The organism is Nocardiopsis dassonvillei (genome assembly GCF_964273065.1).
In the GTDB taxonomy this organism is placed as follows: domain Bacteria; phylum Actinomycetota; class Actinomycetes; order Streptosporangiales; family Streptosporangiaceae; genus Nocardiopsis; species Nocardiopsis dassonvillei_B.
The window spans coordinates 3,629,952-3,651,395 of the sequence record NZ_OZ186815.1; the positions used below are offsets into that span (position 1 = coordinate 3,629,952).

General features: G+C 74.3%; 19 protein-coding genes. 13 read left to right on the forward strand and 6 right to left on the reverse strand.

Annotation, left to right across the window (positions count from 1 at the left end):
- Positions 1-46 precede the first annotated feature (46 nt).
- On the forward strand, positions 47-1,756 hold the full coding sequence (locus tag ACSUPR_RS16115; RefSeq protein WP_436885438.1) for a hypothetical protein: 1,710 nt from the start codon (positions 47-49) through the stop codon (positions 1,754-1,756).
- A gap of 152 nt (positions 1,757-1,908) precedes the next feature.
- On the opposite strand, the gene ACSUPR_RS16120 is transcribed toward ACSUPR_RS16115, so the two are convergent.
- Positions 1,909-2,406 (reverse strand): phosphoribosyltransferase, encoded by a 498-nt coding sequence (locus tag ACSUPR_RS16120; RefSeq protein WP_436885439.1) that lies wholly within the window; start codon positions 2,404-2,406, stop codon positions 1,909-1,911.
- Positions 2,407-2,715: 309 nt separating this feature from the next.
- Between ACSUPR_RS16120 and pdhA the strand changes: the two genes are divergently transcribed.
- The 3 genes from pdhA to ACSUPR_RS16135 are packed head-to-tail and all read left to right on the forward strand — an operon-like array spanning position 2,716 to position 6,143.
- On the forward strand, positions 2,716-3,801 hold the full coding sequence (pdhA, locus tag ACSUPR_RS16125; RefSeq protein ID WP_436885440.1) for a pyruvate dehydrogenase (acetyl-transferring) E1 component subunit alpha: 1,086 nt from the start codon (positions 2,716-2,718) through the stop codon (positions 3,799-3,801).
- A 3-nt stretch (positions 3,802-3,804) separates the two neighbouring features.
- On the forward strand, positions 3,805-4,800 hold the full coding sequence (locus tag ACSUPR_RS16130) for an alpha-ketoacid dehydrogenase subunit beta (RefSeq protein ID WP_436885441.1): 996 nt from the start codon (positions 3,805-3,807) through the stop codon (positions 4,798-4,800).
- Positions 4,797-6,143, forward strand: coding sequence for a dihydrolipoamide acetyltransferase family protein (locus ACSUPR_RS16135; protein ID WP_436885442.1), 1,347 nt, complete (start codon positions 4,797-4,799; stop codon positions 6,141-6,143). The genes ACSUPR_RS16130 and ACSUPR_RS16135 overlap by 4 nt, the downstream gene beginning before the upstream one ends.
- Positions 6,144-6,207: 64 nt before the next feature.
- On the opposite strand, the gene ACSUPR_RS16140 is transcribed toward ACSUPR_RS16135, so the two are convergent.
- Complete coding sequence (locus tag ACSUPR_RS16140) at positions 6,208-6,585, reverse strand: MerR family transcriptional regulator (RefSeq protein WP_436885443.1); 378 nt, start codon at positions 6,583-6,585, stop codon at positions 6,208-6,210.
- A gap of 64 nt (positions 6,586-6,649) precedes the next feature.
- Between ACSUPR_RS16140 and ACSUPR_RS16145 the strand changes: the two genes are divergently transcribed.
- The gene (locus tag ACSUPR_RS16145; protein ID WP_436885444.1) at positions 6,650-7,840 is read left to right on the forward strand and encodes an MFS transporter; all 1,191 of its coding nucleotides are present in this window, start codon (positions 6,650-6,652) and stop codon (positions 7,838-7,840) included.
- Between the two features lie 62 nt (positions 7,841-7,902).
- On the opposite strand, the gene paaZ is transcribed toward ACSUPR_RS16145, so the two are convergent.
- Positions 7,903-9,942, reverse strand: coding sequence for a phenylacetic acid degradation bifunctional protein PaaZ (paaZ, locus tag ACSUPR_RS16150; protein WP_436885445.1), 2,040 nt, complete (start codon positions 9,940-9,942; stop codon positions 7,903-7,905).
- Between the two features lie 218 nt (positions 9,943-10,160).
- Here paaZ and ACSUPR_RS16155 point away from each other — a divergent pair, with 218 nt between their 5' ends.
- Positions 10,161-10,739 carry an RNA polymerase sigma factor gene (locus tag ACSUPR_RS16155; RefSeq protein WP_436885446.1) on the forward strand — a complete coding sequence of 193 codons (579 nt, stop codon included), beginning with the start codon at positions 10,161-10,163 and terminating at the stop codon, positions 10,737-10,739.
- Positions 10,736-11,812 (forward strand): CU044_5270 family protein, encoded by a 1,077-nt coding sequence (locus tag ACSUPR_RS16160; RefSeq protein ID WP_436885447.1) that lies wholly within the window; start codon positions 10,736-10,738, stop codon positions 11,810-11,812. Before ACSUPR_RS16155 ends, ACSUPR_RS16160 begins: the two co-directional genes overlap by 4 nt.
- Before the next feature lie 207 nt (positions 11,813-12,019).
- Here ACSUPR_RS16160 and ACSUPR_RS16165 read toward each other — a convergent pair whose 3' ends face one another.
- Positions 12,020-12,541, reverse strand: a complete 522-nt coding sequence (locus tag ACSUPR_RS16165; protein WP_436885448.1) for a YbaK/EbsC family protein — start codon at positions 12,539-12,541, stop codon at positions 12,020-12,022.
- 37 nt (positions 12,542-12,578) lie between these two features.
- Entirely contained in the window at positions 12,579-13,550 is a 972-nt protein-coding gene (locus ACSUPR_RS16170) for an ADP-ribosylglycohydrolase family protein (RefSeq protein WP_436885449.1), read from the reverse strand.
- Between the two features lie 151 nt (positions 13,551-13,701).
- Here ACSUPR_RS16170 and ACSUPR_RS16175 point away from each other — a divergent pair, with 151 nt between their 5' ends.
- Positions 13,702-15,570 (forward strand): PASTA domain-containing protein, encoded by a 1,869-nt coding sequence (locus tag ACSUPR_RS16175; protein WP_436885450.1) that lies wholly within the window; start codon positions 13,702-13,704, stop codon positions 15,568-15,570.
- 18 nt (positions 15,571-15,588) lie between these two features.
- On the opposite strand, the gene ACSUPR_RS16180 is transcribed toward ACSUPR_RS16175, so the two are convergent.
- Complete coding sequence (locus tag ACSUPR_RS16180) at positions 15,589-16,425, reverse strand: SDR family oxidoreductase (RefSeq protein WP_436885451.1); 837 nt, start codon at positions 16,423-16,425, stop codon at positions 15,589-15,591.
- A gap of 258 nt (positions 16,426-16,683) precedes the next feature.
- Between ACSUPR_RS16180 and ACSUPR_RS16185 the strand changes: the two genes are divergently transcribed.
- The 5 genes from ACSUPR_RS16185 to ACSUPR_RS16205 are packed head-to-tail and all read left to right on the forward strand — an operon-like array spanning position 16,684 to position 21,437.
- Entirely contained in the window at positions 16,684-17,859 is a 1,176-nt protein-coding gene (locus ACSUPR_RS16185) for a substrate-binding domain-containing protein (RefSeq protein WP_436885452.1), read from the forward strand.
- A gap of 2 nt (positions 17,860-17,861) precedes the next feature.
- Positions 17,862-18,683 (forward strand): ABC transporter ATP-binding protein, encoded by an 822-nt coding sequence (locus ACSUPR_RS16190; RefSeq protein ID WP_436885453.1) that lies wholly within the window; start codon positions 17,862-17,864, stop codon positions 18,681-18,683.
- On the forward strand, positions 18,680-19,432 hold the full coding sequence (locus ACSUPR_RS16195) for an ABC transporter ATP-binding protein (protein WP_436885454.1): 753 nt from the start codon (positions 18,680-18,682) through the stop codon (positions 19,430-19,432). Before ACSUPR_RS16190 ends, ACSUPR_RS16195 begins: the two co-directional genes overlap by 4 nt.
- The gene (locus ACSUPR_RS16200; protein ID WP_436885455.1) at positions 19,429-20,328 is read left to right on the forward strand and encodes a branched-chain amino acid ABC transporter permease; all 900 of its coding nucleotides are present in this window, start codon (positions 19,429-19,431) and stop codon (positions 20,326-20,328) included. The genes ACSUPR_RS16195 and ACSUPR_RS16200 overlap by 4 nt, the downstream gene beginning before the upstream one ends.
- Complete coding sequence (locus tag ACSUPR_RS16205; RefSeq protein ID WP_436885456.1) at positions 20,325-21,437, forward strand: branched-chain amino acid ABC transporter permease; 1,113 nt, start codon at positions 20,325-20,327, stop codon at positions 21,435-21,437. The genes ACSUPR_RS16200 and ACSUPR_RS16205 overlap by 4 nt, the downstream gene beginning before the upstream one ends.
- Positions 21,438-21,444 lie beyond the last annotated feature (7 nt).

Sequence of the window (21,444 nt, forward strand, 5' to 3'; positions counted from 1 at the left end):
GCTGGGGGACAATGTGCGGGACGGCTCTCCCAGGAAAGGCACCACGGTGTTCCACCTGCCAGGATCGCCCTCCGACCTGCCCCACCCCGAGGTCCTCTGGGCCCGGGCCGGGGCCTACGCGGCCGTCTGCGCCGGGCTCGGGCTGACCGAATGCGTCCCCGGCCCCGGGGCCGTGCACTTCCGGCTGGTCCTGGGGTCGCGGTTCTGCCTGGCCCGGGTGGCAGGGGGGAGGTTCCTGCTCATCGGCCACGACCCCGAGAACACCGGCGCCCGCTCCTGGACCCGGCCCATCGACATCTTCGAGGGCGCGCCCGAGGCGCTGCCCTGGGACTGGCTGGCCGGGCGGCCCCGTCCCGACTTCGCCTACTGGTGGGACGGGGAGTGGGCGCGCGCCGCCTACCCCGACGACTGGGAGGACGACGGCCTGGCCGCCACCGTCGGCTGGTGCGCCGACCCGGACGACTTCACCGAGTGGGTGGCCCGCGCCGCCCTCGGGGCCGTCGACGCCGCCGGCGCCGTCTCCGCCCGCAAGGCCGTGGCCGATCTGGCGGCCCGCGCCCTGGACCGCACCCTGGACGCCGACGCGCTCGCCGCGGTCCTGGTCCACGCCGCCCGGGACGGCCACGACCTCGCGGCCGCGGAGGCACTGGCCCGCCGCCTCGGGCTCACCGGCGAGCGGGATCCCGAACGGATGGAGCCGAGCGGGTCCGCGCCCGCCGGCGGCCGCCCCGCCGTCGGCGGACACTCGCTGATGCTGCTGCTCGGGGATGCCATGCGGGCGGCCCGCGAGCTGCCCGGCCGCGGTGACCCCGTCACCGTCCTGGCCGCGGGCGGGGCCCCGAGCGGCCGTGCCGAGGAGGCCCTGGCCGAGGCCGCCGCCCTGGTCCGCGGCCACCTGCTCGGCGACGCCGACCGGCGGGTCCTCCTCTACCGCGCACCCCACCCGTACGGCCTCGTCCACGACGACCTGTCCCCCGTCGCCACCGGCCCCGGCCTGCACGCGGTACTGGAGGGACTGCGGCGGCACGAGGGGGACGCCGACGGACGGTGGCTCTTCGCCCGGCTGACCGTCACCCGCGAGGACGCGGCCCTGGAGCGGGCCCACGACCACTGGCCGGAGTGGATGCCCGGCCCTGTGGACGAGGAGATCCGCGAACTGGGCTTCGCGCACGCCACCGGCGAGCCCGGCGACGTGGCCGAACTCCGCGCCGAGATGGAACGCCGCCCCCCTTCCCGCCGCCCCCCGTGGGCCGACCTGCTGTCCGACCGCGCCGCCGAGGACCCGCCCCGGCCGGGCCCGCCCGGACGCCCCAGCGTGCCGCCGCTGCGGATCGCCCCGGCCCGCCGGGTCGACCTGCTCGACGGCATCGCCGATCGGATGCGCTGCCTCGCCGGGGGCCTGGAGTGGTCCCGGCTGCGCCTCACCTACCGTGCCCTGGCCGGGTACGCGGGCGGCACCCTGGCCGCCGCCACCCCCGGCGGCGACCGCGAGCTGCCCGTGGGCGGGGACCTGCGCGCCGCCCTGGAGGTGCTGCGCTCGGCCACCTACATCGAGGGCCGCGGCGCCTGGTTCACGGTCGACATCACCGTGGGTCGGGTCTCCGGCTGGCGGATCGTCTACGACCGGGACGGCGAACCCGCCTTCTCCCTGGCGCCGCTCGCCTTCGACCACGCCCTCGACCTGCGGTACTTCCCCCGGGACTCGACGAACGTGCCGCCGTGGCTGGCCGAGCGGCTGCGCGCCGCCGCGACCTGATCGCGCCGACGCCCGCGGGCCGACCCCGTACCGGGAGCGGTACGGCCGGGGCGCACCCGGCAGCGTCCGCCTGCGGGTGATGGGCGGCCCCGCCGTCCTGCCGCCGGCGGGTGTGGCCGGGGGACGCGTGCGAGGCTGCTCCGGGGAGCTCCTCAGGAGTCGAGGACCCCGCCCTCGCGGGTGACCACCGGGGGCAGCACCGACCACGGGAAGTCGATCCACCGGTCGGTGTGCTTCCACACGTACTCGCAGTCGATCAGCGAGTGGGGTTTCTGGTAGACGACCGCGCTGCGCACCTCGGCGACGTGCTCGGAGCAGAAGTCGTGGACGAGTTTGAGGGTCTTGCCGGTGTCGGCCACGTCGTCGGCGACCAGGACCCGCTTGTCGCTCAGGTCCACCACGTTGGGGACGGGCGGCAGCATGACGGGCATGTCCAGGGTGGTGCCCACACCGGTGTAGAACTCCACGTTCATGACGTGGAGGTTCTTGACGCCGAGCGCGTAGCCGAGCCCGCCCGCCACGAACAGGCCGCCGCGGGCGATGGACAGGATGATGTCCGGCTCGAACCCGTCGTCGGCGATCTCCTGCGCCAGCTCCCGCATCGCGGTGCCGAACAGCTCGTACGTGAGCGTCTCGCGGTCGTTGCCCATGGTCGCCTCGCTCCCTCGTTCCCCTTGGGACCCACCCTGCCACGCATGCCGGGATCCGCTGCGAGCGGGTGCCCGGGGGCACGGTGTTCGGGCAGGTGGAGGTGGGTGCGGAGAGCGGGCGGCCACCTGTCCACCGGAAACCGTGCCCGGGGTCACATATCTGGACGATCGGTTACGGATTGCGGCCTCTGGTGCGACGTTTTCTTGATCTTGTCGCACGTATGGCGAACATATGGCCACAAACCGCACCATATGTCTGTACACGTCAGCTTCGACACACCCGACGATCCGACACATGGAGGCAGAGGCATGGCCGACGACCGGGACCTGCTCCCCTCCGAGCAGCCGGTGCAGCTGCTCGACGAGTCGGGGAGGCCGGTCGAGAACCCGACCCTCCCCTTCCCCGACAACGCACGTCTCCTCGCCGCGTACACCGCCCTGGTGGTCGGCCGCCGCGTCAACGACCAGGCCGGCGCCCTGGTCCGCCAGGGCCGCCTGGCGGTCTACCCCTCCTCGCACGGCCAGGAGGCCTGCCAGGTGGGGGCGGCGCTCGTCCTGCGCGAGAGCGACTGGCTCTTCCCCACCTACCGGGACACCGTCGCCGTCGTCACCCGCGGCGTCGACCCCGTCGAGGTCCTCACCCTCCTCAAGGGCGACTGGCACGCCGGGTACGACCCCTACGAGCACAGGGTCGCCCCGCAGGCCACCCCGCTCGCCACCCAGCTGCTGCACGCCGTCGGCGTCGCCCACGCCGCCCGCCTGCGCGGCGAGGACACGGTCGTCATGGCCCTGTGCGGCGACGGCGCCACCAGCGAGGGCGACTTCCACGAGGCGCTCAACTTCGCCGCCGTCCTCAAGGCGCCCGTCGTGTTCTTCGTCCAGAACAACGAGTACGCCATCTCCGTCCCCCTCGCCCGGCAGACCGCCGCCCCCTCCCTCGCCCACAAGGGCATCGGCTACGGGGTGAACGGCGAGCGCGTCGACGGCAACGACACCGCCGCCGTGCTGGCCGTGCTGGGCGGCGCCGTCGAGGCCGCCCGCTCCGGAGCGGGCCCGCAGCTGGTCGAGGCGCACACCTACCGCATGCAGGCGCACACCAACGCGGACGACGACACCCGCTACCGCAGCAGCGACGAGGTCGACCCGTGGGTCTCCCGCGATCCCCTGCTGCGTCTGGAGGCGCTGCTCAAGCGCAAGCGCGTGCTCACCAGGGCGCGCCAGGAGGAGATCACCGAGCGGGCCGAGGCCGTCGCCGCCGCCATGCGCGAGGGCATCTCCCGCGACACCGACCCCCACCCCTCGGAACTGTTCGCCCACCTCTACGCCGAGCCCACCCCGCAGCTGAGGGAGCAGGCCGCCGTCCTGGCCGACGAACTGAGCAGAGAGAACGACTGACCCATGGCGACCGACCCCACCAAGCTCACCATGGCCCAGGCCCTCAACCGGGCGCTGCGCGACGCCATGGCCGAGGACGACACCGTGTACGTCTTCGGCGAGGACGTCGGCCCCCTCGGCGGCGTCTTCCGTATCACCGACGGCCTCACCGCCGAGTTCGGCGAGGACCGCTGCTTCGACACCCCGCTCGCCGAGTCCGGTATCGCCGGCCTGGCCGTCGGCATGGCGATGAACGGGATGCGCCCCGTCATCGAGATGCAGTTCGACGCGTTCGCCTACCCGGCGTTCGAGCAGATCGTCAGCCACATCGCCAAGCTGCGCAACCGCACCCGCGGCCGGGTCTCCATGCCCATCGTCATCCGGGTGCCCTACGCGGGCGGCATCGGCGGGGTGGAGCACCACTGCGACTCCTCCGAGGCGTACTACGCCCACACCCCCGGCCTCAAGGTCGTCACCCCCGCGACCCCCGCCGACGCCTACCACCTGCTGCGCGAGGCCATCGCCTCCGACGACCCGGTCGTGTTCATGGAGCCCAAGAAGCTCTACTGGGCCAAGGAGGAGTTCGACCCCGCCGCCGGGCGCCCCGGCATCGGCACCGCCGTCGTGTGCCGCCCCGGCACCGACGCCACCCTCATCGCCTACGGGCCGTCCGTGCCCACCGCGCTGGAGGCGGCCGAGGCCGCCGCCCAGGAGGGCCGCAGCCTCCAGGTCGTGGACCTGCGCTCCATCGTCCCCTTCGACGACGAGACCGTGTGCGCCGCGGTGCGCTCCACCGGCCGGGCCGTGGTCGTCGCCGAGGCGAGCGGGTTCGCCAGCGTCGCCTCGGAGATCGCCGCCCGGGTCACCGAGCGCTGCTTCCACTCCCTGGCCGCCCCGGTGCGCAGGGTCACCGGATTCGACATCCCGTTCCCGCCGCCCAAGCTGGAACGCCACCAGCTGCCGAGCGTCGACCGCATCCTCGACGCGGTCGACGACCTCCAGTGGGAGGACGACCAGTGACGATCCGTATCTTCGAACTGCCCGACCTGGGCGAGGGCCTCACCGAGGCCGAGGTGGTCAAGTGGCTGGTGGCGGTGGGCGACACCGTCGCCGTCGACCAGCCGATCGCCGAGGTGGAGACCGCGAAGTCGATCGTGGAGGTGCCCACCCCCTACGCCGGCGTGGTCCACGAGCTGCACGGCGCCGAGGGCGAGGTGCTGGCCGTGGGCGGCCCGCTGATCAGCGTCGCCGACGAGGCGGCCGCCCCCGGCGCGTCCGCCCCCGCCCCGGTGTCGGCGGACGGCGAGCGCTACCGCGAGGAGGAGCGCGCGGGCACCGGCTCGGGCAACGTCCTCATCGGCTACGGCACCCCGGAGGCGGGGGGCGGGGGGCGCCGGCGCCGACCGCGCCGGAAGGCCTCCGCGGCCCCGGCCGCTCCCTCCCCCGCGCCCGCGCCCCCGCGCCGGGTCCCGCTGGTGACATCGCCGCTGGTGCGCCAGCTCGCCCGCGAGGCCGGGCTGCGCGTCGCCGACGTCGAGGGCAGCGGTCCGGGCGGTCTCATCACCCGACGCGACGTGCTCGCCGCGATCGAGGCCGCCAAGGCCCCGGCGGTCCCGGCGGCTCCGGCGGTCCCGGTGGCCGAGCCCGTCCCGGCGGGGGCCGTGGACCCGCGCACCGGCCTGGCCGAGTCCAGCCGGGTGCCCATGAGCGGCTTCCGCAAGAGCGTCGCGGCCGCCCTCTCCCGCAGCCGGAGCGAGATCCCCGAGGCCACCGTGTGGGTGGACGTCGACGCCACCGAGCTGGTGCGCCTGCGCGCCGCCCACCCCGAGGGCCCGGGCCTGCTGTCCTACGTCGCCCGGTTCACCGTGGCGGGCCTGCGCGCCCACCCCGAGCTCAACGGACTGGTGGACACCGAGCGCGGCGAGCTGGTCCAGTACGACGGGATCAACCTCGGCCTGGCCGTGCAGACCGACCGCGGCCTGGTCGCCCCGGCCGTGCTCGGCGCGCACCGGCTCACCACCGCCGAGCTGGACGCCGAGATCAGGCGGCTCACAGCAGCCGCCCGCGCGGGCCGGGCCACCCCGGCGGAGATGACCGGCGGCACGTTCACCCTCAACAACTACGGCTCCCTGCGGGTCGACGGCAGCGCCGCCATCATCAACCACCCGCAGGTGGCGATCCTCGGCATCGGCCGGATCATCGACCGCCCGTGGGTGGTGGACGGCGAGCTGACCGTCCGCAAGGTCACCCAGCTGTCGTTCGCGTTCGACCACCGGGTGTGCGACGGCGGGGCGGCGGCCGGCTTCATGCGGGTCGTCGCCGACGCCATCGAGGACCCCGCCGCGGCCATCGCCCGCCTGTAGGCGGGGCCCCGGACGGCGCTCCGGAGGGGGTCGGCACCCTCCGGAGCGCTCCCGCGCGCCCGGCTCAGGAGACCGGATCCGGCTCGTAGGCGAGGACCTCGTCCAGGTACTCGGCCACGGCCCGCCGGTTCTGCTCCAGGCAGCGGATGCGCCGCTCCATGCGGTCGAGCTCGCAGCGCAGGGTCGCGATCATCTCCGGGGTGGCATCGGGGAAGTGGATCGACCGGGGCCTGTCCAGGCACGGAAGGATCTGCCTGATGATCCTCGTGGGCAGCCCGGCGTCGAGCAGCCCCCGGATCTGGAGCACCCGGTCCACGGTGGCCTCGTCGTAGTCCCGGTACCCGTTCTCCCGGCGTTCCGCCAGGATGAGGCCCTGCTCCTCGTAGTAGCGCAGCAGCCGGCGCGGGACCTCCGTGCGCTCCGACAGCTCCCCGATCCTCATGTGGTCCACCTCACGACGCTCCACCTTGACCTTCACACGTATGTGAAGGTTCGAGCATGGCGCCATGATCTCCACAGCACAAGACACCGTCCGGGAGCGGTCGGAGCGGCTCCCTCTGGCGCCCCTTCTCGCCCTGGCCCTCGTCGCCTTCGCCACCGCCCTCACCGAGCTGCTGCCCGCCGGGCTGCTGCCGCAGATGAGCGCCGACCTCGGGGTGGGCGAGTCCGCCGCGGGCCAGGCGGTCACCGCGTACGCGGTCGGCACGGCGGTCACGGTGATCCCGCTGGCCGCGGCCACCGCCGGGGTCCGCCGCCGCCCGCTGCTGCTGGCGACCGTGGCGCTGTTCGCCTTCGCCAACACCGTGACCGCGCTCTCCTCGGACCACCTCCTCACCCTGGCCGCCCGGTTCGCCGCCGGGATCGCGGCGGGACTCGCCTGGGCGATGCTCGCCGGGTACGCCCGCTCCCTGGTGCCGGTACACCTCCAGGGGCGCGCACTGGCCGTCGTTCTGGCGGGAATCCCCATCGCCCTCTCCCTGGGCGTGCCCGCGGGGGCCTTCCTCGGCCGGGTGCTCGGCTGGCGGGCCGCGTTCCTCGCCGTGACCGTGATCGCGGTCGTCCTGCTCGTGTGGATCCTCGTCGCGGTGCCGGACCGGCCGGGGCGTCCGCGCGACGAGCGCGTGCCGCTCGCCGGGGTGCTCGCACTGCCCGGGCTCGCCCCGGTCCTGGCCGTCACGCTGGTCCTGGTCACGGCGCATACCGTGCTCTACACCTACATCGCCCCCTTCCTGGCCGACGCGGGCCAGGGCGGGTCCGTGGGCCTGGTGCTGCTGGTGTTCGGCGTCGCCTCCCTGGGCGGGGTCTGGCTCGTGGGCGCGTTCGTCGACCGGAGGCTGCGGGCACTCGCCGCCGCCGGGGTCCTGCTCATCGGAGCGGCGGCCTCCCTGCTCGCCCTCCTGGCCGACCTGCCCGCAGCGGTCCTGCTCGCGGCGGCCCTGTGGGGCCTGGGCTGGGGCGGGGCGCCCACCCTCCTCCAGACCTCGGTGACCGACGCGGCCGGATCCTCCGCGGTCATCGCCCAGTCCGTGTACGTCACCCTGTGGAACGTCGCCATGGCCGGGGGCGGCGCGGCGGGCGGGGCGCTGCTCGTCCGGGCGGGCACCGGCGCGCTGCCGTGGGCGGTGCTCGCCCTGCTCGTCCCCGTCCTGCTGATCGTGCTGACGGCGCGGCGGGCCTTCCCCGCCTCCCGGCTCTGAACGCGGCGGTGCCCCCGGCCGACCGGCCGGGGGCACCGATTCGTCGACAGGGCGATACGTCGCTATGCCTCCTCGTCGCCCTTGGCGACCAGGGTGAGGACGTCGTAGGTGGCGACGGCCTCGCCGTCCTGGTCGGTGACCACCGCGTCCCAGCGGACCTCGCCGTACTCGGCGTTGGTGCGCGGGGTGATCTGCTTGGCGGTCAGCGTCACCCGGATGACCGCGTCCTCCTTCACCGGGGTGAGGAACCGCAGGTTGTCCACGCCGAAGTTGGCCAGCACCGGGCCCGGGGCCGGGTCCACGAACAGGCCGGCGGCCAGCGACACCACCAGGTAGCCGTGCGCCACGATCCCGCCGAAGAGCGGGTTGGCGGCCGCGGCCTCCTCGTCGGTGTGGGCGTAGAAGGTGTCACCCGTGAACTCGGCGAAGTGGTCGATGTCGGCGCGGGTCACCGTGCGCTCCGCCGACTCGATGGTGTCGCCGATCCGCAGCTCGGAGAGGTTCTTGCGGAAGGGGTGGACGTCGCCGGTGTTCCGCCTGGACCCGGTGGTCCAGTGGCCGGTGATCGCGGTGAGCATGTCCGGCGAGGCCTGGATCGCGGTGCGCTGCATGTGGTGCTTGACGCCGCGCACACCGCCCATCTCCTCGCCGCCGCCGGCGCGGCCCGGACCGCCGTGCACCAGCACGGGCAGCGGGGAGCCGTGGCCGGTGGACTCCTTGGCGTCGTCCCGGTCCAGGACCAGGATGCGGCCGTGCCAGGGGGCGACGCCCAGCACGACCTCGCGGGCCACGTCGGGGTCGTGGGTGACCAGCGAGCCCACCAGGGAGCCCCGGCCCAGGGCGGCCAGCTCGACGGCCTCGGCCACCGAGCCGTAGGTGATGACGGTGCTGACCGGGCCGAAAGCCTCGACCTCGTGCGGTTCCCGGGCGCCCGGCTCGGCGCGCAGCAGGATCGGGGACATGAACGCCCCGGACTCCGCGTCGGCGCCCACGACCTCCACCCGCTCGGGGTCGCCGTACACCAGCTCGCAGGAGGTGCGCAGGGCCTTGACCGCCTTGCGCACCTCGTCGCGCTGGGCCAGGGAGACCAGGGCGCCCATGCGGGTGTCCGGGTGGTCGGCCGCGCCCACCACGACCTTGGACAGCCGTGCCCGGAGCGCCTCGACGACGGTGTCGGCCATGGCCTCGGGGACGATGACGCGGCGGATGGCGGTGCACTTCTGCCCCGCCTTGACGGTCATCTCCGTGACGACCTGCTTGATGTACAGCTCGAACTCGGGGTCCTCGGCGGTGACGTCCGGGCCCAGGATCGAGCAGTTGAGGGAGTCGGCCTCGACGTTGAGCTGCGTCCCGCCGCTGACCACGTTCGGGTGGTTGCGCAGGATGGCGCCGGTGGCGGCCGAGCCGGTGAAGCCGACGATGTCCTGGGGCCCGAGGTCGTCGAGCAGGCCCCGGTGCCCGGCGGCGAGGAGCTGGAGGGAGCCCTCGGGCAGGATCCCGGACTCGACGGCCCGGCGGACCACGGCCGCGGTGAGGTAGGCGGTCTGGGCGGCGGGCTTGACGATGCTGGGCAGCCCGGCCAGGAAGGCGGGGGCGAGCTTCTCCAGCATGCCCCACACCGGGAAGTTGAACGCGTTGATCTGCACCGCGACGCCCGGACGCGAGGTGTAGACGTGCTGGCCGGCGAAGGTGCCCTCGCGGCTCAGCCGCTCCAGGGGGCCGTCGAGGATGACCGTGGAATTGGGCAGTTCGCGGCGGCCCTTGCTGGAGAAGCTGAAGAGGGTGCCGAAGCCGCCGTCGATGTCGACGGCGCTGTCGCGCCTGGTGGCGCCGGTCCGGTAGGAGAGCGCGTAGAACTCGTCCTTGTACTGCATCAGGTGCTGGGCCAGCGACTTGAGGAGGTTCGCGCGCTGGTGGAAGGTGAGGGCTCGGACGGCCGGACCGCCCACGGTGCGGGCGTAGTCGACCATGGCGGAGACGTCGGGGCCGGTGCCCGCCAGGCGGGCGACGGTCTCGCCGGTGTTCGCGTCCGCGAGGGGTTCGCCCTCGTCGGCGGGGGTGAACCACGACCCCAGTGCGTAGCTCTCCAGTACTTCGGACACCTGACGGTCCTCTCCTCGGGCGGCGGGTCTACCGGAACAGTATTACAGACCGATCGTTCAGTAAATAGTTCCCGCTCGGCGGCGTCCACCGCCACCTGCGGCTTCCCGCCATGCGGACATGTGGGGAGGCCGCTTTGTCGACAGGCCGGGGGTGACCTGTAACAAACGGTCCGCGGCGGACAGAAGAGGGGTGAGACCGGCACACCGAGAGGAAAGCGATGAGCGGCGATGGCGCGGAGGACGGTGCGGGCGGGGTGTTCACCCGCTTCTTCACCAGGCATTACGACGATGTGCGGCGTTACGCGCTGCGGCGGCTGGGCCCGGACTCGGCCGACGACGTCGCGGCCGAGACCTTCTCCGTCGCCTGGCGCCGGTTCGACCGGGTGCCCTGGGACGAACCGCTGCCGTGGCTGTACGGGGTGGCGCGCAACATCGTGCGCGCCCGGTTCCGGGAGATGAGGCGACAGGGCGAGATGTCGACCCCGTTCTCCGAGGACGGCCACCGGGAGCCGGGGGCACCGGACCCCACGGGGGCGGTGGCCGAACGCGACAGCGCGCTGCGGGCGCTGTCACGGCTCGGCGAGACCGACCGGGAACTGATCATGCTCCTGGCCTGGGAGGGGCTGGAACTGCGGGACGCCGCCCGGGTCCTGGGCTGCACCGCGGCCACGGCCCGGGTGCGGCTCTACCGGGCGCGGCGGCGGATCGAGCGCCTCCTGGACCCCCCGCCCCCGGCCCCCCGCCCCGCGGCCGCCGCCCCGGCCACCGCCCGCACCGCACTGAAGGAGAAGCCGTGAAGGACACCGCATCCCGTGACGTCGACGCCGTCAGGCGCATCTTCGCCGAACACGACCCAGCGGCCCCGTACCCGCCGGACGCCGCCGCGCGCGAGCTGTCCCGGATCGAGGCCGTCGCCGCCGGGAGCCGGCCGGGCCGGACCTCGCCGCCCCGCCGCCTCCTGCGCCCGGTCCTCATCGCGGCCGCCGCGGTGCTGACCGCCGCCGCGGTCGCCGTCCCGACGGTGTTCCAGGCCGGACGGCCCGCCCACGCGGATCCGCCGCCCGCCCCGCTGGACGTGTCCGCCGCCGAACACGCCGGGGGGCGCGTGCGCCTGCTCGAACTCGCCGGGGCGGCCGAGGCGGCGGAGCCGCCCGCACGTGGCGGCGACGTCGCCTACGTGCGGACCTCGGAGTGGACCTTCACCTACGCACAGGACGCCGACGACGGCCGGAGCGGCTGGGGGATCCTGCCGGAGGACCGCAGCGTGTGGCGGACCCCCGACGAGTCGGGGGTGGAGCTGACCGTGCCGGGCGCGCCGGAGCACCTCGGCGGCGACGCGGGACCGCTGGGCTTCCTCTTCGGCGACGGTACCGAGCGCTTCACCTGGGGCGGGGGCGAGGGCGGGGACGGGATGTTCTTCACCTGGGACCCGGACTCGCTGGCCACGGACCCGGAGGCCCTGGAGCGTCAGCTCCTCGACGGCGCCGGGCACGACGCGGGCACACCGGAGGCGAGCCTGTTCCACGCGCTGGAGAAGCTGTACGCCGAGGCCCCGGTGGATCCGCGGGTCCAGGCGGCCGTGCTGCGCGTGCTCGCCGGTCACGAAGGCGTCCTCTACGCGGGTCACGCCGAGGACAGGTACGGGCGCGGGGGCGAGCTGTTCCTGGTCGAGGACACCGCGTCCCAGGAGGGCACGACCCTGGAGCGCCGGATCATGTTCGACGCCGACACCGGGATGCCCCTGTACTTCGAGATCGTCGCCGTGGAGTCGGAGCACGAACAGCCCGAAGGGGTCGGGCTGCCCGTCGTCAACCACTACTCGGTCCTGGTGGAGACGGCCTGGGTCGCGGAGGTGGAGGACCGGCCCTGACCCCCGGGGCCGGCGGCTCCGTCCACAGCCTGTGGACGGAGCCGCCGGCCCTCCCCCACCGGAGCGGACCGCCGGTCGTCACGGTGTACACCGGCCCCACACAGGCCGGGCGGGGCCGCCACCGCCCTCCCGGGGGACCGGCGGCCGGGCCGGGCACCCGGCCCGGGACCGCTGCCGCAGAACCCCGGGACCGGGCGGATCCGGGCGTCAGCGCTGGGCGAGGGCGATGACCTCGGCGTTCGGCAGGGCGGCCACCAGCTTGCCCGGAACCCACAGCTTGGACCGGCGCAGACCGCTGCCCACCACCACGTGCGGAGCGGCCGCCACGGCCTCGTCCACCAGGATCGGCCACCCCTGCGGCAGCCCGAACGGGGTGATCCCCCCGTACTCCATCCCGGTGAGCCCGGTCGCCTCCGCCATCGACGCGAACGACGCCTTGCGGGCGCCCAGGTGGCGGCGGACCGTTCCGTTGACGTCGGCCCGGTCGGTGGCCAGGACCAGGCACGCCGCGTAGGTCGTCTCGCCGCCGCGCTTGGCCGCCACCACCACGCAGTTGGCGCTGGTCTCCATCGCCATGCCGTAGTGGGAGCAGAACGCGGCGGTGTCCGCCAGGTTCGGGTCGATCGGCGCCACCCGCACCTCCGCGTGGCCCCTGACGGACTCCCGCACCGGGGCGGCCATCAGGTGCTCCTGCTCGCCGGCGTCCACCCAGTTCAACGTCACGGACATGGGCATACTCCTCGCTTCGTTCTCCCGACGCCCCGGATCAGGCGGCCGAGTGCCGCCGCAGGATATCCAGGGCGAGTCCGGCCAGGTCGTCGGCCCGGTATCCGGGCCATCCGTGCACCGCCGACAGGTACCCCGCCGGGATGCCCGACGCCCCCTGCAGGGCTCCGGCCAGCGCCCCGGCGATCGATGCCACGGTGTCGGTGTCGTTGCCCGCCCGCACCGCCGTGTGCACGGCGGGCACGTACCCCTCCGGGTGGCGGGTGAGGGCAGACCAGGCGGCCTGGAGCGCGCTCAGCACGAATCCGTTGTCGGGGAACGCGTGCGGGGCGGCCTCCTCCGCCCCGTCCAGCCAGGTCTTCCACTGTCCCCGCCGCCCCTCCGGCAGCAGCTCCAGCCCGGCGCGGACCCCGTCGGGGGTCCCCTCCAGCACGGCCCGGCGGATCCCCTCGCACCACAGCACGCACGCCTCCGACGCCAGCGGGTCCCCGTGGGTCAGGCGGCTGTAGGCGTCCGCCGCCCGGGCCAGCCCCCGCGGGTCGCGCAGATACGCCAGGGCCAGCGGTCCGGTGCGCATCAGCGAGCCGTTGCCCGCGCTCGGCCGCCCCTGCGCGAACAGGCCCGCGGCGTATTCCGTCATCACCCCGGCGACCCCCGGGCGGCGGAAGGAACCCCCGGCGCCGCGCATCACCGCCCTGGTCTGGTTCCCGATGTCGGAGGCCCCGTCGTTCGCCCACTCCAGGAAGGCGTCGGCGGTCGCGTCGAGGGCGGCGGCGGACAGCGGGTCGTCGTGGTCGCGCAGCACGCGGGCGATGCACACCGCCATCTGGGTGTCGTCGGAGTACTCCCCCGGCGCGTACGGTCCCAGCCCGCCGCCGATCATCTCCGGCACCCGGCGCTCCGACAGGGCGGGCCCGAACTCGTAGGGCACGCCCAGCGCGTCCCCGCACGCGGCGCCCAGCAGCACGCCCACGGCGCGGTCCTCGATGCTTCCGGTCGACGGGATTCGCACGGCTGCCTCGCAGGGTCCGGGTGACGGTGAACGGGGCCGAGAATATCGCTCGCCGGGCTCCCGCGGGAGCCCGACGGGCGGTTCCGCGGTGTCCGGTACAGGCCGGGATCAGAGCCGAATTCCGTAATTTCGGCCCGTAGAATTCCGAGATATGGAGACCCCCACCCCCGACCCCCACTCCGGTGCCGTCCTGGACGGGCGTTACGCCCTCGGCGAGCTCCTGCGCAGTGACGCCTCGGGGAGCGCCTACCCGGCCCACGACCTCGCCACGGGAGACACCGTCGTGGTCACCGTGCTGCACTCCTGGCTGGTCGGCGACGACTCCGTGGTGCACGCCTTCCAGGGGCGGGCGCAGCACCTGGAAGCGGTCTCCCACCCGGGCCTGGCCCGGTTCCTCGGCCAGGGCCGCGACGGCGACCGGGTCTACGCGGTCACCGAGTACCTCCATGGGGAGACCCTCGACCGGGCGCTGGGCGCGGGCGACCTGCACTACACCCCGCACACGGCCCTGGGGATCGCGGCCTCCGTCCTGGAGGTGCTCGACACCGCCCACGCCCAGGGCATCGTCCACGGCGCGCTCGCCCCCGACCGGATCGTCGTCGGCGAGGACGGCGGGGTGGGGATCACCGGCTTCCCCCTCCTCTTCGACGCCGCCGAGGACGAGGCACCCGACACCCGAACCGACGTACGTGCGGTGGGGCTCCTCCTGCACCTGCTCCTCACCGGCGAACGCGTCACCCCCGACGAGGTGCGCCCGCTGCGCCCCTCCGCGCTGATCGACTCCCTCCCGCCCGACCTGGACATGCTGGTCGCCAACGCGACCGACCCCAACCCCCGCTACCGGCCCCGCGACGCGGGCCAGTACCTCACCCTGGTCGAGCAGGTGATGCGGTCGATGGCCCGGCCGCTCGACGAGGGGGACGCCGGCACCACCCGGCCCATCCCGATCGTCGCGGCCGCCCCCGCCGAACCCCCGGCCGACGGGGGCCGACGGGGGCACCGGGCCCCGTCGCGGCGCCGGGTCCCCCTCCTGGCCGCCGCCGCGGGGCTGCTGGTCGCGGTCCTGCTCGCGGCCGGGTGGGCGCTGCTCCCGGGAGAGCCCGAGGCGACCCTCCCCGACCTGGCGGGCACCACCGCGGAGGAGGCCGAGGCGCGGCTGGAGGCGCTCGGCCTGGACCTGGTGATCCGCTACCGGGACACCTACGACGACACCGTCGACCCGGGCGGGGTGGCCCGCAGCGACCCCCGGCCGGGCGCCGTCCTGTCCCCCGGCGACCAGGTCCTGCTGTCGCTGTCCGTCGGCCCCCGCCTCGTCGCGGTGCCCGACGTGGTCGGCGGCAGCGAGAACGAGGCCCGCAACAGCCTGCGCGAGGCCGGGTTCACCCGTATCGAGGTGGTCCAGGAGCACTCCGCCGAGGAGATGCCTGGCACCGTCCTGGCCACCGAGCCCGCCGCGGGCGAGGAGGGCGACCGGGAGGCGGACGTGGTCATCCGGGTCAGCGAGGGCACCCTGGTGCCCGCCCTGGACGGCATGACGGGCGAGGAGGCCACCGAAGCCCTCACCCGGATCGGCCTGACGCCGGTGGTCGTCGAGGAGCACCACGAGACGGTGGAGGAGGGGAACGTCAGCGGCCAGAGCCCCGAACCCGGGTCGATCCTGCCCGAGGAGGGCGAGGTGACGGTGACCGTCTCGACCGGCCCGGAACCGGAGGAGGAGGAAGAGGGCGAGGACGAGGACGACACCCCCTCCCAGGCCCCCGAGCAGCCGTCCGGAGACGACGACCGGGACGAGACCCCCGAGACCGGGCCCACCGGCAACGGTGGAGGCAACGGCCACGGCAACGGGAACGGCCGGGGCGACTCCTGCTCCGCCCCCGCCTGGGCCTCCGGTACCACCTACCAGGAGGGGGACACGGTGAGCCACGACGGCCGCGAGTACGAGGCCCGCTGGTGGAACACGGACAGCCCGCCCGACCCGAGCTCGCTCTGGGGCCCCTGGTCCGACCGCGGCCGCTGCTGACCCCGGCCGCGCCGCGGGCTACCGGAAGTCGGCGGCGCGGTCGCGCGCCCACTCCCGGAAGGGCAGTGCCGGGCGTCCGAGCACCCGCTCGACGTCCCGCGACACCGCCTCGGGGCGCTCGGCCATGGAAGCCCAGTGCGCCAGCGCGTCCTCCGCGTACCCGGCGTCCCCGAACAGGGCGGTGAGCTCCGCCACGGCCTCCTCCGGCGGCTGCTCCTCCCACCGCGCCTGCACCCCGATCGCCTCGCCGAGGATCCGCACCTGGTCCCGCTGGGACACCGCCTCCGGCCCGGTCGTCAGGTAGGCCCGGCCCGCGTGCCCGTCGTCGAGCAGGGCGCGCACCGCCACGGCGGCCACGTCGTACTCGTGGACCAGGGAGCGCTCGGCCCGCCCGTAGGGGGCCCGCACCGTGCCGGTGCGCACCTGGTCGGCCCACTGCAGGGCGTTGGCGGCCAGACCGGTGACCCGCAGGAACGTCCACTGTGCGCCGGACTCCCGGACCGCGTCCTCCACCGCTCCCCACGAGCCCCGCTCCTGCGGGTCCCCGGAGCCGGCGTTGGCGGCCGACAGGTAGACGACGCGGTCCGCGTGCCGGGCCAGGGCGGCCGCCACCGGTCCCACCCCGTCCGCCGTCATCAGCGGCCACACCAGGTAGGCGGCGCGGGAGCCCTTCGCCGCGGCGGCCACCGACTCCGGGTCGGTGATGTCGCCGACCACCGCCTCCACCCCGGCGGGCAGCCCGTGGTCCTCCCGGCGCACCAGGACGCGCACGGGCACGCCCTCGGCGAGCAGCCCGGCCACCACGTGCCGCCCGGTGTTGCCCGTGGCCCCGGTCACCAGTACGGGTCGCTCCATGGTCGTTCCTCCTCGGTCGCGCACCCGGCGGCCGCCGGGTGTCCGACCACCAGCCTGGTTCCTCAATAAAGGTTGAGGTCAAGGCTCGGGGTGTGCGCCGGCTCCGGGCCGGTGTGGCCGCCCCCTACACCGGTTCGCGCCCGAATGTATGTCACACGTACATGTGAAACGGATCACCGCGGCTCTACCTTCGGGTTGGCACCCCCATCCCCCAGCGCGGGCGATCGTGACCAGGCGGTGCCGACTGGAGGAAGAGAAATGCGCAAGACCCCCCTGGCCGCCGCCTCCTGCGCGGCCGTCCTCGCCCTCACCGCCTGCGGCAGTCCCGGCGAGGCCGCGGGCGGGGGTGAGGACGGACCGATCCGCGTCGGCATCGTCTACTCCGCCACCGGCCCGCTGGCCACCTACGGCGAGCAGTACAAGCAGGGCCTGGAGGCGGGCCTGGACTACGCCACCGGCGGCACCATGGAGATCGACGGCCGCGCCGTCGAGGTCGAGTACATGGACGACGGCGGCGACCCCACCGCCGCGGTCTCCGCCGCCCGCGAGCTCATCGGCACCGGCCACGACATCATCGCCGGATCCACCGCCTCCGGCATCGCCGTCCAGGTCGCCCCGCTGGCCGAGCAGGACGACGTCCTCTTCATCTCCGGACCGGCCGCCACCGACGCCATCACCGGCATCAACGGCAACACCTTCCGCTCCGGCCGCCAGACCTACCAGGACATCCTCACCGCGGGCACCTTCATGGACGACCCCGAGGGCGCCAAGGTCGTCGTGTTCGCCCAGCAGAGCACCTTCGGCCAGGCCAACGTCGACGCCGTCACCGCCGTGCTGGGCGGGGAGGGCGCCGAGGTCGACAGCGTCCTCGCCCCCGCGGACACCACCGACCTCACCCCCTTCGCCGAGCAGGTCGGCCGGGCCGACGCCGACCTCGTGTTCGTCGCCTGGGCCGGGGAGACCGCCGCCGCCATGTGGCAGTCCCTCGACCAGCAGGGCGTCCTCTCCTCCACCGAGGTCGTCACCGGCCTCGACATCCGGGCCTCCTACCCGGTCTTCGGCGAGGCCGGCGGCGACATCTCGTTCCTGTCCCACTACTTCGACGGAGCCTCCGACACCGAGGCGGCCCGGGCCATGCGCGAACGCGTCGAGGAGGCAGGCGGCAGCGTCGACCTGTTCACCCCCGACGGCTTCACCGCCGCCCAGATGATCGTCCACGCCGCCACCGAGGGCGACACCACCGCCGACCGCGTCGCCGCCCTGGAGGGCTGGACCTTCGACGGGGTCAAGGGGGAGCTGACCATCCGCGCCGAGGACCACGCCCTCATCCAGCCCATGTACCAGGTCGAACTCGTCGGCGAGGGCGACGACGCCCGGCCCGAGCTGGTCGCGGAGATCCCCGCCGCCGACGTCGAGCCCGTCACCGCGGAGTAGGCATGACCACCGACAACGCCCCGGGCGCGGCGTCCGCCGCGCCCGGCGCCGCCGCACCCGGGGCTCCCGCGCCCACCGCCGCCGTCTCCCTGGCCCTGGACCACCTGAGCTGGTCGGTCGGCGGCGCCGTCATCGTCGACGACATCACCATGCACGTCACCGAGGGCGAGTTCGTCGCCCTCATCGGCCCCAACGGCGCCGGCAAGACCTCCCTGTTCAACCTGGTCTCCGGCCTCACCCGGCCCACCTCCGGCACCGTCTCCCTGGGAGGCGCCGACATCACCCGGCACGCCCCCCACAGACGGGCCCGCCTGGGCATGGGCCGCACCTTCCAGACCTCCAGCGTCTTCGCCGACCTCACCGTCGGCGCCAACGTCGGCCTGGCGGTCCAGGCGCGCACCGGCGACTCCCGGAGGTTCTGGAAGCGCGCCGGGGCCGACGGCGGACCCGAGGCGGCCGCCGCCCTGGAACTGGTCCGCCTCGACCACCGCATCGACGCACCGGCCGGAGACCTCTCCCACGGCGACAAGCGCAAGCTCGAACTCGCCCTGCTGCTGGCCCGCCGCCCCCGCCTCATCCTCCTGGACGAGCCCATGGCCGGGGTCAGCGCCGGGGAGATCGGCGAACTCACCACCGTCATCCAGGACGTGCACCGCGAACAGGGATGCACCGTCCTCATGGTCGAACACCACATGGAGGTGCTCCTCGACATGGCCGACCGGCTGGCCGTGATGCACCACGGCGCCCTGCTCGCCTTCACCGACCCCGACTCCGCCATGGCCGACCCCGACGTGCAGGCCGCCTACCTCGGGGACGCGGCGTGACCGGCGCCGGGCCGCTGCTGGAGGCGGCCGGCCTCAACGTGTGGATCGAGGGCTCGCACATCCTCCAGGGCGTCGCCTTCACCATGCCCGAACGCGGCGTCACCTCCCTGCTGGGCCGCAACGGCGTCGGCAAGTCCACCACCGTCAGGGCCGTCCTGGGCCTGGTGCCCCGCACCGGCCGGATCGCCTTCGACGGCGCCGACATCACCGCCGAACCCACCCACGCCATCGTCACCCGGGGCATCGGCTACGTCCCCGAGGAACGCGGGATCTTCGCCGCCCTCACCGTCGCCGAGAACCTGCGCATCGCCGAGCGCCGCCCCGGACCCCACCGCTACGACCTGGTCCACGAGCTGTTCCCGGAGCTGGAGAAGCGCCGCGACCAGCCCGCGGGCACCCTGTCCGGCGGCCAGCAGCAGATGCTCGCCATCGGCCGCGCCCTGCTCAACCCCAACCGGCTCCTCATCGTCGACGAGCCCACCAAGGGCCTGGCCCCGCGCATCGTCCGCGAGGTCGCCGACGCGGTGGCCCGCGCCGCCGAACAGGTGCCGGTGCTGCTCGTCGAACAGAACCTGTCCCTGGTCCGCCGGGTCGGCGGCGACGCCGTCGTCCTGGACGCCGGCCGGGTCGTCCACACCGGACCGGCGCAGGACCTCCTCGACGACGCCGACCGCGTCCGCGAACTCCTCGGCGTGTCCCGTGCGGCCGCCGCATCCGCCGCCGACACCGAAGGGAGGCCGACCGCGTGAGCACCGTGGTCCTCCTCATCGTCACCGGGCTCGGCCTGGGCGCCCTCTACTTCCTCATCGCCTCCGGACTGTCGCTGATCTTCGGCCTGATGGACGTGCTCAACTTCGCGCACGGGGCCTTCCTCGCCATCGGCGCCTACGGCACCTGGTGGGCGGCGTCCTTCCTGCCCGGGGCCGGGCCCGACGGGATCGGCTTCCTGCTGGCCCTGGCGTTCGGCGTCGCCGCCGGAACCCTGGCCGCGACCCTCGTCGAACTGTGCGTGATCCGCCCGCTCTACGGCAGGCACCGCGAGCAGATCCTCGCCACGGTCGGTCTCAGCCTGGCCACCCCGGCACTCCTCCAGGCGATCTGGGGCGCCGACCCGCTGACCTTCCCCCGGCCGCGGCTCGTGCGCGGCACCGTCGAGCTGCTGGGCGCCAGCATCCCCAAGGACCGGGTGCTGCTCATCCTCGCCGCGGCGGCCCTGTTCACCGCCCTGTGGCTGTTCAACTCCCGCACCCGCTACGGGCTCATCGTCCGCGCCGGCGTCCAGGACCGGGCCATGGTCACGGCCCTGGGCATCGACGTCCGCAAGTCCTTCACCCTGGTGTTCGCCATCGGCGGCGCCGCGGCCGCCCTGGCCGGGGCCCTGGGCGGCCTCTACTACGGCGTGGTCACCCCCACCCAGGGGATGTCGCTGCTGATCTTCGCGTTCATCGTCGTGGTCATCGGCGGCACCACCTCGCTGGCCGGCTGCGCGGCCGCCTCCGTCACCGTCGCCCTGGTCCAGCAGTTCGCCAACTACTACACCGTCGCCGGGCTCGGCGACATCGCCGTGGTCATCGTCCTCGCCCTGGTGCTGCTCACCAGGCAGGGCGGGCTGGCCGCGAAGAAGTCCGCGGAGAGGGTGGCATGATCACCGAGACCGAAACCCGGCCGACCGCAGCCGCGGACGGCGACCCGACCGGGACACCGCGAGCCCGGCGCCGACTCCCCCGCTGGGCGGGCCCGACCGCCGTGCTGGCGGTCCTGGCCACCCTGCCCTTCTCCACCCTGACCGTCCCCGGACTGTTCGAGGGCGCCCTCAACTCCCCCGCCACCCTGCACCTCATCGCGTTCTGCCTGGTGTTCGGCGGCCTGGCCACCAGCTACGACCTGCTGTACGGGCGGGTGGGCCTGCTGTCCTTCGGGCACGCCCTGTACTTCGCCTGCGGGGCCTACACCGCCGCGCTCCTCATGCGGACCCTGGAGCTGCCCCTGCTGTGGTCGGCGCTGGTCTCCGTCCTGGCCGGCACCTTGCTGTCCCTGCTGCTGGGCGCGGTGGCGCTGCGCGTCAACGGCATCGCGATGGCGATGGTGACCCTGGCGTTCGCCCAGGCCGGATCCATCCTGGTGTCCCGCGACCCGGGCCGGGCGACCGGAGGGGAGGAGGGACTGTCCCTCAACACCGCCGTGGTCCCCGACGCGTTCGTCGGCGTCATGAACACCGTCAACCTGTACTGGGCGGCGCTCGCCTACGCCGCGTTCGCGACCGTCGTGGTGTGGTGGCTGTCGGCCTCCCCGGTGGGCCGGGTCTGGCAGGGCATCCGCGCCAACGAGCAGCGCGTCGCCGTGCTGGGCGTGGACCCCTACCCGTACAAGCTGGCGGCGTTCACCGTGGGCGGCGGCCTGGCCTCCCTGGGCGGCGTGGTCTACCTGCTGGTCACCGGCGGTGTCACGCCCACCATCACCACCGCCGAGTTCACCCTCACCCTGCTGGTGATGGTGGCCCTGGGCGGGGCGGGAAGCCGCTGGGGCGCCCTGGTCGGCGCCGGGCTGTACACCTACGCCGAGCACCGGCTGCGCCAGGCGGGAGGGGAGGCCTTCTCGGCCCTGCCCGAGTGGATCGCCGCCCCGCTCTCCCAGCCCCTGTTCATCCTCGGCGCACTGTTCGTCCTGATGGTCTTCTTCGCGCCCGGCGGCCTGACCGCGCTGCCCGGGCGGATCCGGTCCGCGCTGCGCGACCGGCGGACCGCACGCGAATGAGAGGGAA

Excerpts from the sequence above, each read along its gene's own strand:
- ACSUPR_RS16120 (WP_436885439.1), bottom strand. The coding sequence starts at position 2,406 with ATGGGCAACGACCGCGAGACGCTCACGTACGAGCTGTTCGGCACCGCG.
- ACSUPR_RS16190 (WP_436885453.1), top strand. The coding sequence starts at position 17,862 with ATGACCACCGACAACGCCCCGGGCGCGGCGTCCGCCGCGCCCGGCGCC.
- ACSUPR_RS16185 (WP_436885452.1), top strand. The coding sequence starts at position 16,684 with ATGCGCAAGACCCCCCTGGCCGCCGCCTCCTGCGCGGCCGTCCTCGCC.
- ACSUPR_RS16175 (WP_436885450.1), top strand. The coding sequence starts at position 13,702 with ATGGAGACCCCCACCCCCGACCCCCACTCCGGTGCCGTCCTGGACGGG.
- ACSUPR_RS16140 (WP_436885443.1), bottom strand. The coding sequence starts at position 6,585 with ATGAGGATCGGGGAGCTGTCGGAGCGCACGGAGGTCCCGCGCCGGCTG.
- pdhA (WP_436885440.1), top strand. The coding sequence starts at position 2,716 with ATGGCCGACGACCGGGACCTGCTCCCCTCCGAGCAGCCGGTGCAGCTG.
- ACSUPR_RS16180 (WP_436885451.1), bottom strand. The coding sequence starts at position 16,425 with ATGGAGCGACCCGTACTGGTGACCGGGGCCACGGGCAACACCGGGCGG.
- ACSUPR_RS16145 (WP_436885444.1), top strand. The coding sequence starts at position 6,650 with ATGATCTCCACAGCACAAGACACCGTCCGGGAGCGGTCGGAGCGGCTC.
- ACSUPR_RS16130 (WP_436885441.1), top strand. The coding sequence starts at position 3,805 with ATGGCGACCGACCCCACCAAGCTCACCATGGCCCAGGCCCTCAACCGG.
- ACSUPR_RS16165 (WP_436885448.1), bottom strand. The coding sequence starts at position 12,541 with ATGTCCGTGACGTTGAACTGGGTGGACGCCGGCGAGCAGGAGCACCTG.
- ACSUPR_RS16155 (WP_436885446.1), top strand. The coding sequence starts at position 10,161 with ATGAGCGGCGATGGCGCGGAGGACGGTGCGGGCGGGGTGTTCACCCGC.
- ACSUPR_RS16205 (WP_436885456.1), top strand. The coding sequence starts at position 20,325 with ATGATCACCGAGACCGAAACCCGGCCGACCGCAGCCGCGGACGGCGAC.